The sequence below is a fragment of the Streptomyces sp. NBC_01546 genome, from assembly GCF_045208355.1.
Taxonomy (GTDB): Bacteria; Actinomycetota; Actinomycetes; order Streptomycetales; family Streptomycetaceae; genus Streptomyces.
On sequence record NZ_CP109379.1, the window covers coordinates 3,960,820 to 3,975,878 of the forward strand.

General features: G+C 73.6%; 9 protein-coding genes and 2 tRNA genes. 5 read left to right on the forward strand and 6 right to left on the reverse strand.

The genetic code is table 11. From position 1 onward, the window contains the following. Positions 1-19 precede the first annotated feature (19 nt). Positions 20-2,251, reverse strand: coding sequence for an asparagine synthase-related protein (locus OHA89_RS18045; protein WP_406366628.1), 2,232 nt, complete (start codon positions 2,249-2,251; stop codon positions 20-22). A gap of 630 nt (positions 2,252-2,881) precedes the next feature. Here OHA89_RS18045 and OHA89_RS18050 point away from each other — a divergent pair. From OHA89_RS18050 to OHA89_RS18065, 4 genes are all read left to right on the forward strand, one after another. Then, positions 2,882-4,540, forward strand: a complete 1,659-nt coding sequence (locus OHA89_RS18050) for a sporulation protein (protein ID WP_406366629.1) — start codon at positions 2,882-2,884, stop codon at positions 4,538-4,540. Positions 4,541-4,570: 30 nt separating this feature from the next. Then, positions 4,571-5,803: an L-2-hydroxyglutarate oxidase gene (gene lhgO, locus OHA89_RS18055; RefSeq protein WP_215146356.1), complete on the forward strand. Its 1,233-nt coding sequence runs from the start codon at positions 4,571-4,573 to the stop codon at positions 5,801-5,803. Between the two features lie 93 nt (positions 5,804-5,896). Then, positions 5,897-6,709: a tRNA (guanosine(46)-N7)-methyltransferase TrmB gene (gene trmB / locus OHA89_RS18060; protein ID WP_215146355.1), complete on the forward strand. Its 813-nt coding sequence runs from the start codon at positions 5,897-5,899 to the stop codon at positions 6,707-6,709. Between the two features lie 43 nt (positions 6,710-6,752). Further along, positions 6,753-8,183: a PrsW family intramembrane metalloprotease gene (locus OHA89_RS18065; protein WP_266608681.1), complete on the forward strand. Its 1,431-nt coding sequence runs from the start codon at positions 6,753-6,755 to the stop codon at positions 8,181-8,183. On the opposite strand, the gene OHA89_RS18070 is transcribed toward OHA89_RS18065, so the two are convergent. The 3 genes from OHA89_RS18070 to OHA89_RS18080 all read right to left on the reverse strand — a co-directional run bounded on the left by OHA89_RS18070 (position 8,092) and on the right by OHA89_RS18080 (position 10,908). After that, the gene (locus OHA89_RS18070) at positions 8,092-9,153 is read right to left on the reverse strand and encodes a M23 family metallopeptidase (RefSeq protein ID WP_406366630.1); all 1,062 of its coding nucleotides are present in this window, start codon (positions 9,151-9,153) and stop codon (positions 8,092-8,094) included. The two genes, OHA89_RS18065 and OHA89_RS18070, sit on opposite strands and share 92 nt — an antisense overlap. 297 nt (positions 9,154-9,450) lie before the next feature. Next, positions 9,451-10,647: a PP2C family protein-serine/threonine phosphatase gene (locus OHA89_RS18075; RefSeq protein WP_406366631.1), complete on the reverse strand. Its 1,197-nt coding sequence runs from the start codon at positions 10,645-10,647 to the stop codon at positions 9,451-9,453. A gap of 187 nt (positions 10,648-10,834) precedes the next feature. Next, positions 10,835-10,908: transfer RNA gene (locus OHA89_RS18080), tRNA-Met, on the reverse strand. 301 nt (positions 10,909-11,209) lie between these two features. Here OHA89_RS18080 and OHA89_RS18085 point away from each other — a divergent pair. Further along, the gene (locus tag OHA89_RS18085; protein ID WP_406366632.1) at positions 11,210-12,478 is read left to right on the forward strand and encodes a hypothetical protein; all 1,269 of its coding nucleotides are present in this window, start codon (positions 11,210-11,212) and stop codon (positions 12,476-12,478) included. Positions 12,479-12,574: 96 nt separating this feature from the next. On the opposite strand, the gene OHA89_RS18090 is transcribed toward OHA89_RS18085, so the two are convergent. Then, positions 12,575-12,647 (reverse strand) — tRNA-Lys (locus OHA89_RS18090). A 76-nt stretch (positions 12,648-12,723) separates the two neighbouring features. Further along, a complete protein-coding gene (locus tag OHA89_RS18095; protein WP_266608699.1) occupies positions 12,724-15,048 on the reverse strand; it encodes a hypothetical protein in 2,325 nt (774 codons plus the stop codon). Positions 15,049-15,059: the final 11 nt, after the last annotated feature.

The following is a 15,059-nucleotide window of genomic DNA, read 5'->3' on the forward strand; positions in this document are numbered from 1 at the left end:
TCGGCGTCCCGCGTTCGCGTCAGGACAGGGCCGGGCGGTGCACGGGGACTCCCTCCGGCACCGCGCGGCGGCGGGCCGCGGACGTGCCCGTCCAGCAGGTGCCGCGGCGGGCCAGGAGGCGGTGCAGCCACAGCTCCATCGAGACGAGTTCCGCCAGCCCGTCGAGCGGGACGGGGCGGCCGTCCGCCGCGTCGAGCAGGGCCTGTTGGACGACCCGGGCGTCGATCAGCCCGGCGTCCGCGAGCAGCGGCGAGGTGAAGAGGGCGAGCAGGTCGCTCAGGGCGGCGCGCAGCCCCAGCCGGGTCGCCGTCTCGTTCGGGGTGTGGGCGGTGGCCCCCCAGCCGGGCGGGAGTTCCCGCACCCCGGCCGAGGACAGGACGGTGCGCAGGATCGCGGCACGGGCCCCGGGCTGGACGCGCAGGGATTCGGGGAGGCCGCGGGCGGCCCGTACGACCTGGTTGTCCAGGAACGGGGCGTGCAGCCGCTGGCTGCGGACCTCCACGGCCTGTTCGAAGACCCGGTGGTCCGCGGCGTGCCGGGCGAGGACCGCGCGGGCCCTGGCCTCTCCCGGCCGCAGCGACAAGGGAGGGCGGCCGGCCGCGGCCGCGAGACGGATCGATACTTCCGCCAGGGCTTCGCCCGTCAGCCAGCCCGCCGCCGGGCCCGGACGGGACCAGGTCAGGGCGGCCAGGGAGGCGTCCACCGGACCGGAAGCGCGCTGGGTGACCCCGCCTTCGCGGAGCCTGGCCGCGGCGGCTTCCATGCCCGCGCGGTACGTCGTACGGGCAAGTCTGCGGGCCGCGGAGTACACGGTCAGCGGCACCAGCAGGGACTCCCCGGAAGCGGATGCCGAGCGGGCCAGTGCCGCCACCGGGCGCAGCAGGTGGCGCCGGCGGCGGTCCATCAGGAGGTCGGCCAGGCGGGCGGGGTGCGCGTCCAGGACCTGGCGGGCGCCGTGGCCGGTGAAGTGGTCCGCGGAACCGGCGGCCAGCCGGCGCCGCTCGCGGGCGGCGAAGACCAGCGAGGGGCCGGGTTCGTCGGTCAGCGGACCGTCGAGTTCGGCGTACGGGAGGGCCTCCTCGGCGGCGGCCACCACGACGTGGTGCAGGCGCGGGTCGGCCGCGATGGCGCGGGCCCGCTCCAGTTCGTCCTCGCGGCCCTGCGGGGTGGCCAGGTCGTTGAAGGTGACCGCCAGCAGCCGGGCCCCGGCGGGGCTGGTGAGGGTGCCGGGCGCGCCGGGCAGGCCGGCCGCCAGCAGGGCCAGGGTCGCGGAGGCGCTGCCGCCTGAGAGGTCGGCGCCGACCCCCGGCGCCGGGGCGCCCCGGGCCGCACGCCGGTCGGCGGGGCCCATACCGGGTACGGGGCCGGGATCGTACGGCGGAGCTGCGTCGGGGGCATGGCGGGGGGCCGTGAGCCGGGCGCGCACGGCATCCACCAAAGCTTCCCGTACGCCCTCCACCGCGCGGTCGGGATCGGCCTGGGGCCCGGCCACGGCGAGCGAGGCGACGGGCTCGTAGCCGGTGATCTCGCGGGAGCCCTCGCGCAGGATGAGCGCGTGCCCGGGCGGGATGCGGCGGACCCCGGCGTACGGTGTGCCGTCGCCCAGTGCCTCCGGACTGTCGGGGCAGGCCAGCAGGGCGGCGAGATGGCCGATGTCGAGCTGCGCCTCGATGAGGTCGGCGAGCGGGAGGGCGGCGGTCGAGTACGCGGTGCCGCTGGCCCAGGGGGTGTAGAAGACGGGCCGCGCGCCCGCGAGGTCGCCGACGACGGTGATCCGGCGACCGGCCTGGACGACGGCGGTGTAGCTGCCGGACCACTGGGTGAGGTGGCGCAGGGCTCCGCCGCGAGCGGCGTAGAGGGCTCTTCTCAGCTCGGCGTCGGTGGCGCCGCAGCAGCCGAGGACCGCGAGCCGGGTGAAGGGGTCGGCCGGGTCGGCGGTGAGGGTGCGGATCTCGTCGGGGCGCCAGTCGCCGACGGCCCAGAGCGGGTCGGGGTCTCCCCACAGCAGCTGGGCTCCGACGGGGTGGACGGTGCGCTCGGCGTCCGCGCCGGGGTCGTCGGCGTGGGCGGCGTCCGCGATGCCGCCGTGCGGCGGGGCGCCGCCTCCCGGGTACCCGGTGTCGGGGTAACCGCCCTGGCCGGAGCCGTCTTTGGGCCCATGTCCGGAGTCACGGCCGGAGTCGCGGCCGAAGACGCGGCCGGCCGTGCCGAAGCTCGCGGCGATACTGCTCCAACCCACCAACCAGCGCACCGCCGCCTCCCCAGCCTGTGGGCACATGACCGGGGCACGGGCAGCACGGCGGCGCTGAGGGCGCGGTCGGCGGGACCCCGGGTGGCTCGGGTCCATGCTGCCACGGGACAGGCGTGCGAGAGTGATTAAAGGGGGCGCACATGCAAACGAACACGCCCCCGCCACGCGGTATTTGGCGTTCCGTTCCCCCCGCCCCATAGGTCGCTTTCGGCCATTCTTAGGCCGTCCTGAGAGCCGTCGGGGGCCGCCGGCCCCCGGGTGCGCGGGCGCGGTCCGGGAGGCGGAATCCGCCCCCCGGACCGTTCCGCCACCCGCGGGGATTGAGGTAGCGGCATCCCCCGGCCCGCCCGATCCGCGCAGCGGGCCGACCCACGCACCGCACATCGAATCGCCGGGTCCCCGGACGGACCAGAGCGCACGGGCGGGCGCACGGCCACACGGACGGAGCACGCGATGACACGTGCGCCCCGGAGACCAGGCCGGGGCGGACTGTGCAAACGGACAACAATCCCGCCATACGGAAGTCGGGGCCTTAACGCTTGGGAGGCGGGGAACTACGCTGGGTTTACGAAATGCCGGGCGCCTATGCCCCGGCGGCGTCTGCGTTCCGCGTGTGACGAGGGGTGGCGCATGTCCAGGGAGCTCCGCGAGCCCAATGAGAAGCTCGGCGCCGTCCTCGCCCTCGCGGGCATCAGCAACGCGGGGCTGGCCCGGCGGGTCAACGACCTCGGTGCACAGCGCGGCCTGACGCTTCGGTACGACAAGACGTCGGTGGCCCGGTGGGTGTCGAAGGGGATGGTGCCGCAGGGCGCCGCACCTCATCTGATCGCCGCCGCCATCGGCGCGAAGCTGGGGCGGCCGGTGCCGCTGCACGAGATCGGGCTGGCGGACGCGGATCCCGCGCCCGAGGTCGGGCTGGCCTTCCCGCGCGATGTGGGCGCGGCGGTGCGGTCGGCCACCGACCTCTACCGGCTCGACCTGGCCGGGCGGCGCGGCGGTGGCGGGATCTGGCAGTCGCTGGCGGGTTCGTTCTCGGTGGCGGCCTACGCGACGCCCGCCTCGCGCTGGCTGATATCTCCTGCCGACGGCTCGGTGGCGCGCGAGCCCTCGGGTGCGGGCGGCTCGGTTCTGACCTCCTCGGCTCAAGACGTGCCGGTGCACGACGCAGCGGCGAGCGACGCACCGGTACGCAAGACACCGGCCGTGGGACAGGTCGTCGGACAGGTCTCGGGACAGGCCACGGGGCAAGCCGCTGGACCGGCGACCGGTCCGACGACAGGGCCCGTGACGGGTGCGGCGGGAAGCCTGCCGGCTCCGCCGTCCACCGTTGTGCCCGCCCAGCCCGGACCCGAAACGCCCCGTGACCACGGTCAGCGCGTGGGCCACAGCGATGTGACCAAGCTGCGCGAGGCCGCCGAGGACGCCCGCCGCTGGGACTCCAAGTACGGGGGCGGGGACTGGCGTTCGTCGATGGTGCCCGAGTGCCTCCGGGTGGACGCGGCGCCCCTGCTGCTGGGCTCCTACACCGACGAGGTGGGCCGCGCCCTGTTCGGCGCGACCGCCGAGCTGACCCGGCTCGCGGGGTGGATGGCCTTCGACACCGGCCAGCAGGAGGCGGCCCAGCGCTACTACATCCAGGCGCTGCGCCTCGCCCGGGCGGCCGCGGACGTACCGCTCGGCGGATACGTCCTGGCCTCGATGTCCCTGCAGGCGACCTACCGGGACTTCCCGGACGAGGGCGTGGACCTCGCGCAGGCGGCCGTCGAGCGCAACCGCGGTCTGGCCACCGCCCGCACCATGAGCTTCTTCCGCCTCGTCGAGGCCCGGGCCCACGCGAAGGCGGGCGATTCCACGGCCGCGGGTGCCGCGCTGCGGGCGGCCGAAGGCTGGCTCGAACGCGCCCGGGCCGGCGACCCGGACCCGACCTGGCTGGGCTTCTACTCGTACGACCGCTTCGCGGCGGACGCGGCGGAGTGCTACCGGGACCTCAAACTCCCGCGGCAGGTAAGGCGTTTCACCGAACAGGCCCTGTCCCGGCCCACCGAGGAGTATGTACGGTCACATGGGCTGCGCCTGGTCGTGAGCGCGGTCGCCGAGCTCGAGTCGGGCAATCTCGACGCGGCCTGCGCGGCGGGCACCCGGGCGGTGGAGGTGGCGGGCCGGATCTCCTCGGCGCGGACGACCGAATACGTACGGGACCTGCTGCACCGCCTGGAACCGTACGGGGACGAACCGCGCGTGGCGGAGCTGCGCGAGCGGGCGCGGCCGCTGCTGGTGGCGCCCGCGTAGGGGCCGCGTGGCCGCGTTGTCGGTGGCGGGGTGCAGTATGCAGGGGTGGGAGGTGTCAGCGTGGGCGGCGGCGTGGACTGCGATGTGCTGGTGATCGGTGGCGGGATCGTCGGCCTGTCGACGGCGCATGCCCTGTCACGTCTGGCTCCGGGGACCAAAGTGGTCGTCCTGGAGAAGGAGGCCGGCCCGGCCCGGCACCAGACGGGCCGCAACAGCGGGGTGATCCACAGCGGGATCTACTACCGCCCCGGCTCGCTCAAGGCGCGCTTCGCGGTGCGCGGCGCCGCCGAGATGGTCAAGTTCTGCGCGGAGCACGGCATCGCGCACGAGGTGACCGGCAAGCTGATCGTCGCCACGGAGCGCGAGGAGCTGCCGCGGCTGCACGCGCTGGTGCAGCGCGGCCGGGAGAACGGCATTCCGGTGCGCGAGCTCGGCCCGGCGCAGATCTCGGAGTACGAGCCGGAGGTCCAGGGCCTGGCCGCGATCCACGTGGGCAGCACCGGCATCGCGGACTACGGCCGGGTGACGGCGCAGCTGGCCGAGTCCTCGGGCGCGGAGATCGTCTACGGCGGCGCGGTGGACCTGATCTCCCGCCGCGCATCGGCGGTGGCGGTCCGCACCACCTCGGGCCTGGTGGTCCGCGCCCGGGTCCTGGTGAACTGCGCGGGCCTCCAGTGCGACCGGATCGCCCGCCTGGCCGGAGACGACCCGGGCATGCGGATCATCCCCTTCCGGGGCGAGTACTACGACCTGACCCGACCGGATCTGGTCCGCGGGCTGGTCTACCCGGTCCCCGACCCCGCCTTCCCCTTCCTGGGGGTCCACCTGACCCGGGGGATCGCGGGCGGCGTCCACGTCGGCCCGAACGCCGTGCCCGCGCTGGCCCGCGAGGGATACGCCTGGTCCACCATCCGCCCGCGCGACATCGGCTCCGAGCTGGCCTGGCCGGGATCCTGGCGGATGGCCGCGCGGCACTGGCGGTACGGGGTGGGCGAGATCCACCGCTCGCTGTCGAAGCAGGCCTTCACCCAGGCGGTACGCCGGCTCCTGCCCGCCGTGACCGCGGCGGACCTCCGCCCCGCCCCGGCCGGGGTCCGCGCACAGGCCGTCCTGCGGGACGGCACGCTGGTGGACGACTTCCTGATCCGGGACGCCCCGCGCACGGTCCACGTGCTGAACGCCCCGTCGCCCGCCGCCACCGCCTCGCTCCCGATCGGCCGCGAGATCGCCACCCGCGCGCTGCGCACGCTCGCCTCGGCCTGAGGCGTCCCGGGAACGGGGGCCCGGGGCCCGGGGGCCCGCAGCGGCGGCCGGGGCCCGGCAGCGGCACCGCCCCCGTCGTAGAATCAGCGCATTGTGTCTGAGTCCTTGAACCCCCAGCCGCCCAGCCTCCCGGACGCCGCGCCGGAGGCGAACGCGTACGTGCCGCCCAAGTGGCGCACCGAGCCCCGCTTCCCCGACGGGCCCTCCCCGGATCCGGCCGGCTCGCACCACGAGCGGCGCATCCGGAGCTTCCAGCCCCGCCGCAGCCGGGTCACCACCGGACAGGGCGAAGCCCTGAAGCGCCTGTGGGGGACCTGGGGTCTGGACATCGACGGCCACGAGGTCATCGATCTGAAGACCCTCTTCGACGGCCTCCCCGTCGTCCTGGAGATCGGCTTCGGCATGGGCGAGGCCACCGCGCAGATGGCCGCCGCCGACCCCGGCACCGGCATCCTCGCCGCCGACGTCCACACTCCCGGGCAGGGCAACCTGCTCGCCCTCGCGGAGCGGGGCGGCCTCACCAACGTCCGGGTGGCCAACGGCGACGCCATCATCCTGCTCCGCGAGATGCTGCCGCCCGACTCCCTGGCCGGGATCCGCGTGTACTTCCCGGACCCCTGGCCCAAGGCCCGCCACCACAAGCGCCGGCTGATCCAGCCCGAGTTCCTGACCCTGGCCGCGACCCGCCTGGCCCCCGGGGGCGTGCTGCACTGCGCGACCGACTGGGAGCCGTACGCCGAGCAGATGCTCGAAGTGCTCACCGCGCACCCGGACTTCGAGAACACCCAAGACCACGGCGGCTACTCACCGCGCCCCGGCTTCCGGCCGCTCACCCGCTTCGAGGGCCAGGGCCTCGACAAGGGGCACCTCGTACACGACTTGCTCTTCCGTCGCACGGAGAACTGACAACGTCACTGCACGTGTCAGACCGGCTCTGTAGGGTCATGATGTGTTCCGAGCGCTCCCCCCTGTGCTCGCACGCCCGTCGGGCAGGGTCCGCACGTGCGTGCTCCTCGTCCTGCTCGCCGCCACTGGGATCACGATCCTCGAGCTCGTGCGGGAACAGACCGGCACCCCGGGCTTCTTCGTAGGTCTCGGTCTGGCCCTGGTACCGGTTGCGCCGCTCATGGCGGCCTTCCGGTGGCTGGGCCGGGCCGCGCCCGCGCCCTGGCGGCAGCTGCTGTTCTGCTTCGGCTGGGGTGCCTGCACCGCGGCGCTGATCGCGATACTGGCCAACAGCTTCGCGACCGAGTGGATAGCCGCGGCCACCGCGGACCCCTCCGATGCCGATCAGCTCGGCTCGGTGGCGATCGCGCCGGTGGTGGAGGAGACCGCCAAAGCGGCGGCCCTGCTCCTCGTCTTCCTCTTCCGGAGACGGCATTTCACCGGCCCCGCCGACGGTTTCGTGGTGGCCGGCTTCACCGCCACCGGCTTCGCCTTCACCGAGAACATCCTCTACCTCGGCAACGCCTTCGACGAGGACCTGTCCAAAGGCACCGGCATGCTCAACTCGATCACGGCCGCGACCTTCTTCGTCCGCATAGTGCTGTCGCCGTTCGCCCACCCGCTGTTCACGGTGCTCACCGGGCTCGGTTTCGGCGCGGCCGCGCTCAGCGCCCGCCGGGGGCGCAGGATCGTCCTGCCCCTGCTCGGCCTGGCGCTCGCCATGAGCCTGCACGCGCTGTGGAACAGCTCCTCGCGGCTGGGGGAGTACGGCTTCTACATGGTCTACGGCTGCGTGATGGTCCCGGTGTTCGGGCTGCTGCTGTGGCTGGCCGTGCGGATAAGGCGCCGGCGTCTGCGGGCCGTCGCAGGGGAGCTCGCGGTGTACGCGGCCGCGGGCTGGCTCGGTCCGGCCGAGGTCCCCGCCCTGGCTTCGATGCCGGCCCGGTCGCTGGCCCGCACCCTGGCCCGGCGCAGCGGGGGCCGGGCCGCCGCGCGGGCGGTCGCCCTGTACGAGGCCGACGCGGCAGCCCTGGCGCTGCTGCGGAACCGGGCGCGCCGCGGTGGCCCGGGGCGCGAGCCCGATTTCGCCGGACGGGAGCGGGAGTTGCTGGACCGGCTCTGGCTGCGCCGGGCGACGGCGGGTCCCGCGCTGGCCCGGGCGGCGGTCATGGAGGAGCTGCTTCCGCCGTGGTTCGACCCCCTGCCCCGGCCCGATACGGCGCCCGGGGCCGTGCGGACCGGCGTACCGGCTCCGCGGCGGGCGGGCAACGCCAGAACGGCCGGCCCCTGGGCAGGCTCTGCCTGGGCGGGCTCCGCCAGGACGGGCTCCGCCTGGGCGGGATTCAGACGTTCAGGCCCTTGGAGGTCAGCCACGCCAGCGGGTCCATCGTCGAGCCGCCCTTGCGTACTTCCAGGTGGAGATGGGGTCCTGTGACGTTGCCGGTGGCTCCGACGCGGCCGATGGTCTCGCCCGGGGAGACCGTGCCGGAGGTCACCGACATCGACGAGAGGTGGCAGTACCAGATCTCCGTCCCGTCCTCGAGCTCCAGCACGATGCGGTAGCCGTACGCACCGGACCAGCCGGCCGAGGTGATCTTCCCCGTGGCCACGGCCTTGGCCGGGGTGCCGGTGGGGGCGGCGAAGTCGAGGCCGGTGTGGTAGCCGGAGGACCACATGGAGCCGGCGACGCCGTAGTGCGAGGTGAGGGTGTAGGCGGAGGTGGGCAGGGAGTAGCTCCCGGCCAGTTTCGCGAGGCGCTCCTGCTCGGCCTTGGCCGCGGCGGCCTCCTCGGCCGCCTTGGCTTCTTCCGCTGCCTTCGCCTCGGCCGCGACCTTCGCTTCCTCGGCCGCCTTGTGCGCGGCCTCCAGCTTGTCCTTGGCCTCCTGGGCGGCGGTCTCCCGGGCGACGCGCTCGGCTTCCGCCTGGGCCTGCGCCGCGGCCGCGGCCTGCTGGGAGTCGGCCTGCTGGAGGATGCGGTTGCGCAGCACCTCGCCGGCGTCGGCGCGCCGGTCCGCCTGCTGCGGGATGATCCCGGTCTTCGCGGCCGTCCCGGCCGCCTGCCCGGAGCCGGCCTCCGCGTGCCGGACGTCGTCCCCGGTGAACCCGGTGATCTCGGCGCCGGAGCCGCCGGGCATCAGGTCGGGCAGGTCGGGCAGCGACGGCATGGATATCGCGACCTGGGGCCGGTCCTGGGCGGTGGCGATGCCGCTCGCGCCGACCGCCGCGATGACGCCGACGCCGAGGACTGTGGAGCTGCGGGCGAGTCCGCCGCGCTGCTTGGCCACGCGGTGCTTGCCGCGGACCGAACGGACCGAATCCTCGGTGGGATTCCACTCGCCCCAGGCACCCGCGCTCGGCGGCTCCTGGTTCTCGATGCCTTCAGGGGCAGGCAAGTTGGAGGCCACCGGGGCACACTCCTCATTGACGCGATCGCGCACGGCGCGGCGCCGTCTCTTGCGACGGCCGGGACGACCGCGCTGCGTTATCGAAAGGTAATAGACGGAGGGGAGTGATTCCAAGCTGTTGCGATTGATCGTTCACATCAATCAGCCACTCCCCGACGGGCTCTGGCCAGGACTTTTCGCCATGGAACCGGATCAACTCAGGCAAAATTCTGGCGACTCCGATATCACTCCAGCCACATCCGGATCATGACGTTCCGTCAGCCATCTTGCAGAGAGCGTTGCTTCCCTCACTGACCGTTACAGCCTGCCGTCGCGCCGCACCACCGGTACGGTCCGCCGCCGCTCCGGCTGCCCCTCGCCCGGCCGGCCCACCGCGAGCAGCGCCATGTCGTCCGTCGCCCCACCCCCGGTATGCCGGCGCACGTCGCTGCTGAGCGCGCCGAGCAGCGCCTCCGGCCCGGGGAAGACCCGCCCGCGCAGCCGGTCCGCCGGATCGTAGAAGGCCCCCGCCCGGTCCCGGGCCTCGGTCAGCCCGTCCGTGTAGAGCAGCAGGGTGGTCCCCGCCGGGAAGGCCCACTCCTCCGCCCGGTCCGGCCAGCCGCCCAGCTCCGCCATGCCGAGCGGCAGGGCCGGCTCGGCCGGGGCGAGGACCGCCAGCTCCCCGTCCGCCTGCAGCAGCAACGGCTCGGGGTGGCCCCGGTTCAGCAGCCGCAACACCTGCGTCTCCGGCGGGATCTCCCCGAGCACGCACGTCGTGAACCCCTCGACCGCGTCCAGGCTGTCGCGGCGGGTGCCCTCCCTGGCCAGGGCCCGCTCCAGCCGCCGCGCCAGGTCCTCCAGCGTCGGCTCCGTCTCCGCCGCCTCCCGGAAGGCCCCCAGGACCACCGCCACGGCTTCCACCGCGCCCAGCCCCTTGCCCCGTACGTCGCCCACCGCCAGCCGCACTCCGTACGGGGTCTCCTGGACGGCGTACAGGTCCCCGCCGATGAAGGCATCGGCCTGCGCGGCCTCGTACCGGGCGGAGACGTGCAGGCCCCCGATCCGCTCGGCGGGCGTGGGCAGTACGGCCCGCTGCGCGGCCTCGGCGATGCCGCGCGCGGAGGCGAGCCGCTCGCCGCTGCGCCGCACCACCCGGTTGATCAGGAGCGCCAGCCCGGAGACGGTCAGGACGGTCACCAGCTCGGTCAGCGCCTCAACCTTCCAGGTGGTGCCGTGGTAGAGGTGCAGCAGGATCACCGCGAGCGAGGCCAGCGCGCCGGTCGCGGCCGTGGCCCGGAGGCTGAACAGCGGGGCGGCGATCAGCGGGGCCGCCGAGAAGAAGGGGGATCCGGTGAAGCTGGGCGGGGTCAGCAGATCGAAGACCAGCCCGAGGGTGATCAGCACGGCCGGCAGCACCCGGACCACCTGCCGGGCCACACCGTTGGCGGCACCGTCCGCGCCCTCGCCCTCCGGGCGCTCGCGCTCGCCGTGGTCCTGCCGGCCCAGCCCCACCACGCTGCTCTCCTGCCGCCCGGTCGCTCGCACGGGTGCGGGCCGGCCACCGCCTCGCCCCTCAAGGCTGGCGGCACGCGTGCCCGTGCGGCGACCCGGCGGTGGCCGATCGGGTGACGAAGCGTGAGCTGACGGACCGGAACACGACGAAGGCCCGGTTCCCCAAGGGGAACCGGGCCTTCGTACTGAGTAGCGGGGGCAGGATTTGAACCTACGACCTCTGGGTTATGAGCCCAGCGAGCTACCGAGCTGCTCCACCCCGCGTCGGTAAACCCAACTCTAGCCCATCCGGGGGGAGGCCTCCGCCAATTAACCGCTCACCCACCCCCACGCCCCCCATAGCCCCAGGTCAGGAGGGTTCAACCGACCCCAAACCGGCATGCCGGAGCGAAGATCATCTCTGTTGCACGCTGGTGACACTGCGGGGATGGTTCCGGGATCGGCCGCGGGCGAAGATTCACCTGTCGCCAAGGCCGAGGGGAACACGAACCGGCGAGGCGACACCGACCACACCAACCGGCCCGGCGCTCTGCCGTGCCCATGTGATTCCTGGGGGGAGTCCACCATGTCCGTTCGCACCGCAGCCGCCATCGCAGTCGTCGCCGGCGTTGTCACCACTCTGCTGCCGCTCTCGGCCACCGCCGCGTCGGCCGCACCCACCGCCGACGACCACGCCGTGCTGCGTACGGAGATGGGTACTCCCGTCCCCAACGGTCCGCTGACCCGCGGCGGGGTCACCGAGACCTTCGACCTCACGGTGAAGAACCCGACCGGCAAGCCCGTCACGTACAAGCCGTGGATGCTCCTGGACCCGACCGGTCCGAGCCGGCTCCAGCACGACGACGTGGTCTTCAAGGTCGACGCGGTGGACGCCCCCGCGACCAAGTCCTCGATCGGCCAGCAGGACGGCGAGTGGCAGGGCATGTTCTTCCCGGCGGCCGCCACCCCGGGCGAGTCGGACAAGGGCTTCGACATCCCCGCGAACGGCAAGATGACCTGGAAGGTCACCCTCGGCCTCGGCGTGAACTACCCGACCAACAACGGGGACTTCAACCTCCGCGCCGCCAGCTACAACAACTCGGTGGCCGCCGACGGCATGGGCTCCCACCTCTTCAAGGTCGGCCCGCAGATCAAGACGGGCGAGCTGAAGACCTGGTTCAAGCAGGGCAGCTCCGACACGGGCGGCCAGGAGCACCGTGCGTACTGGGACCTGAACTACCAGGCCACCGGCGACGGCGAGTTCGCCACCGGCCTCGCGAGCAGCCTGAGCCTGACGCACCCGGGCGACGAGGCGGCCGACTTCCGCCTCCAGGCCCTGATCGACGGCCGCTGGCAGGACCTGAAGGCCGAGGACAGCCGCTACGCGCTGCCCGAGATCCCCAAGGGCTTCGGCGCGGCCTCCGGCGCCCGCACCCTGCCGCTGCGGGTCAGCCTGGGCAAGGACACCAAGATCAAGAAGAAGACCACCATCACGATGTCGGTCGAGGTCGCGCCGGCCAAGGGCAACACGTACCCGCTCAAGTCCGTCGAGGTGCAGTTCCCGCTCGTCCCGTTCGCGGAGCCGGCGCCCTCCTCGACCCCGACCACCACGCCGTCGGCCACGCCCACCAAGACCCCGGGCAGCTCCACGGTGGCGCAGCCGGCCGCGGCCACCTCCTCCTCGGCCGCCGCCGCGGGCAACACCCACGTGGCCACCACCGGTTCGGGCTCGCTGGCCGCCACCGGCGCCCAGTCGGGCACGGGCCTGTACGCCGGCCTCGCCGCGGCCCTGGTCGCCCTCGGCGCGGCCGCGGCCTGGCTCGGCGCCCGCCGCCGCCGGGGCATCTCCGCCTGACCGGCGCCCGTACGACGAAGCGCCCCACCCGATCACTTCGGGTGGGGCGCTTCGTCGTACGGGCCACGGAGGTTGTCCCCCGCGGGCCCTGAGCAGTAGGCCATGTCGGACTCGAACCGACAACCAACGGATTAAAAGTCCGCTGCTCTGCCAATTGAGCTAATGGCCCTCGGCGTGCTCACCCCAGAGCATAGCCGGACAGCGCCGGTCAGCCGATCGGGTATCGGCTGACCGGCCTGTCGGGGTCAGCGGACCGCGGGGAGCACCGCGCGGAACGGGACCGCGGTGACCTTGACCGAGCCGGTGGTCCGGAGCTCGGCGCCCTGGCCGTCGGCGGGCCTGGCGGTGAGCGTCCACTCGTAGTCGCCGGCGTAGAGGTAGGTCCCCCACTGGTTCTTGCCGTCCCACGCGGGGGCGATCACACCGCGCGCCTCACCGCCGCTGCGCACGACCGTCGAGATGCCCGAGGTCTTGTTGCGCACCGTCAGCTTCCACGAGGCGACGGGCTTGGACAGCCACCAGCGCGACGGCCAGCTCTTCGCGGTCTTGAAGTCCACCGTCGCGGGAACGTCCTGGTCGATCGCCGCGAGCGGGGAAGCCGAGCCGGTGACTCCGGCCAGGTGGACCGTCTCGCTCGCGTCCGTGTACGCCAGCCGGCCGCCGAACCGGTCGATGGTCCAGTCGTTGCCGTAGCTGTTGACGTACTGGGCGATCTCGCGTTCGCGCACCGGCGCGCCGGAGCGCAGGTTGTAGACCTCCAGGCCGACGCCCCCCTGGTGCACGACGTAGCCGTCGCCGAGCCGCACGCGGTGGCGCTCGGGCGTGAAGGGCAGCGGGATCCGCTTCGCGGACGGCAGGTGGAAGGCGGCGGCGCCGTCCCCGTAGAAGGAACAGGTGGAGTAGAACCAGCCACCGTTGACCGCGAGCTCGTACGGGCGGCAGCCCGAACCGAGGTCCACCCGCTGCGTGATCTGCCCGGTCCGCAGGTCCGTCCCGGCCACCACGCCCTTGTCACCCTCGGGCTGCCAGAGCACGGACCCCCACAGGACGGCGGGCGAGGAGGCGTTGACGTCCAGGATCTTCCCGGCGTCGATGTCCGCCACGAGGAGGCGGGAGGCGGAGTTCTCGGTCGCGACGATGAGCACGTAGCGGCCCGAGACGCTCTCGATGTGGCTCGGCTGCAACTGCGTCTTGCTCGCCAGGCTCACCCGGCGCACCGCGCCGCCCGCTCCGGCGTCCATCACGTTCACGGCGATTGCGCACGACGAGCAGTTCCCCGCGTCAACGGACGACAGCGAGAGGAACCGGCCGTCGCCCGTCGCGACGCTCCGGGTGCCGACGGCGTCCTGGACGCCGCAGACCTCCTCGTTCACCATGACGTCGCACTTCCACGAGGGTGTCTGGGACACCGTCGCGGGGCCGGACACCGAGGCCGTGTATCCCTGGACGCTCCGGGCGGGGTCGGTCTGGCCCACGGCCAGCTGCCCCTGGGCGAAGGCGAGGCCCACGCGGTCCGCGGGGTTCGGCGGAACGCGCAGGGCCTCCTTGATCACGGGAGCGCCGTCGGTTCCGGGCTCGATGCGCTGGATGCCCCAGTGACTGGAGTCGGTACCGCCGGCCAGGTAGGCGGCGCCGTCGGTTCCGGGCAGGATCGGGTCGCTCCCGGTCCGCGGCAGCAGGGTGCGCGTCGCTCCGCCCGCGACGGGTACCGCGGTCAGTCCCTGCGGGACCTGGGCGAGCAGCCAGTCGCCCACGGGCTGGACGGACTCCGCCCACGACGTGGCGAGGTCGACCGTGTGGCTCACCTTGCCGTCGGCGCGCGAACGCAGCGTCGCCTTGCCCGAGTTCTCCATCGCGATCCACTGCGAGCCGAGCCCGAACGTGACGAGGGCCGTGTCCGTGACACCGTCCGGCATCGGCACCGGGCGCAGGGTCGCCGTGGCGAAGTCGAGGAGGGCCACGGTTTCGCCGCCCTTGCCGTTCAGGTACGAGACCAGCGCGCCCTTCGCGTCGAAGGCCTGCACGCGGAAACGGGAGGTCCCGAACCTGTCGGGTGAAGTGACGACCACGTCCTTGCGCGGCTCGTTCTCCCGGCCGATGAGATGCAGGGTGAGCCAGCCCGCCTGGTCCACCTCCGTGGCGAGCACCTGGGTCGGTGAGAAGGCCTTGGCCCAGGCTCGGCCCGCAGGGGGAGTCAGCGTTTCGCTCTTGCCCGAGGCGAAGTCGTGCAGGTGCATCGGACCCGGTGTCGATCCGCCACTGGACTTCTCGCATACGACGGAGTCGCCGGAGGCCGCCCACCAGAGGTCCGAGCCGGACACGCTGCAGCCCGCGCCGGATGCTTCCCGGCCGTCCTTCAGGCTCCGCCAGAACCAGCTTCCGTCCCGGTACATCACCAGGCCCGTGCCGGCCCCGGAGACTGCCTGGCGCGCCGGGTCCTTGTGCGGCGGCGGCGCGATCGTCAGGTCGTCGGCGGCCGTCGGTCCGGCCGTGGCCGATACGGCCGTCAGGCCGCCGACCCCCATGGCCAGTGCGAGCGCGAGGGCGCCCAGCACACGTGAGCGTCTCATTGAAGTCCCAC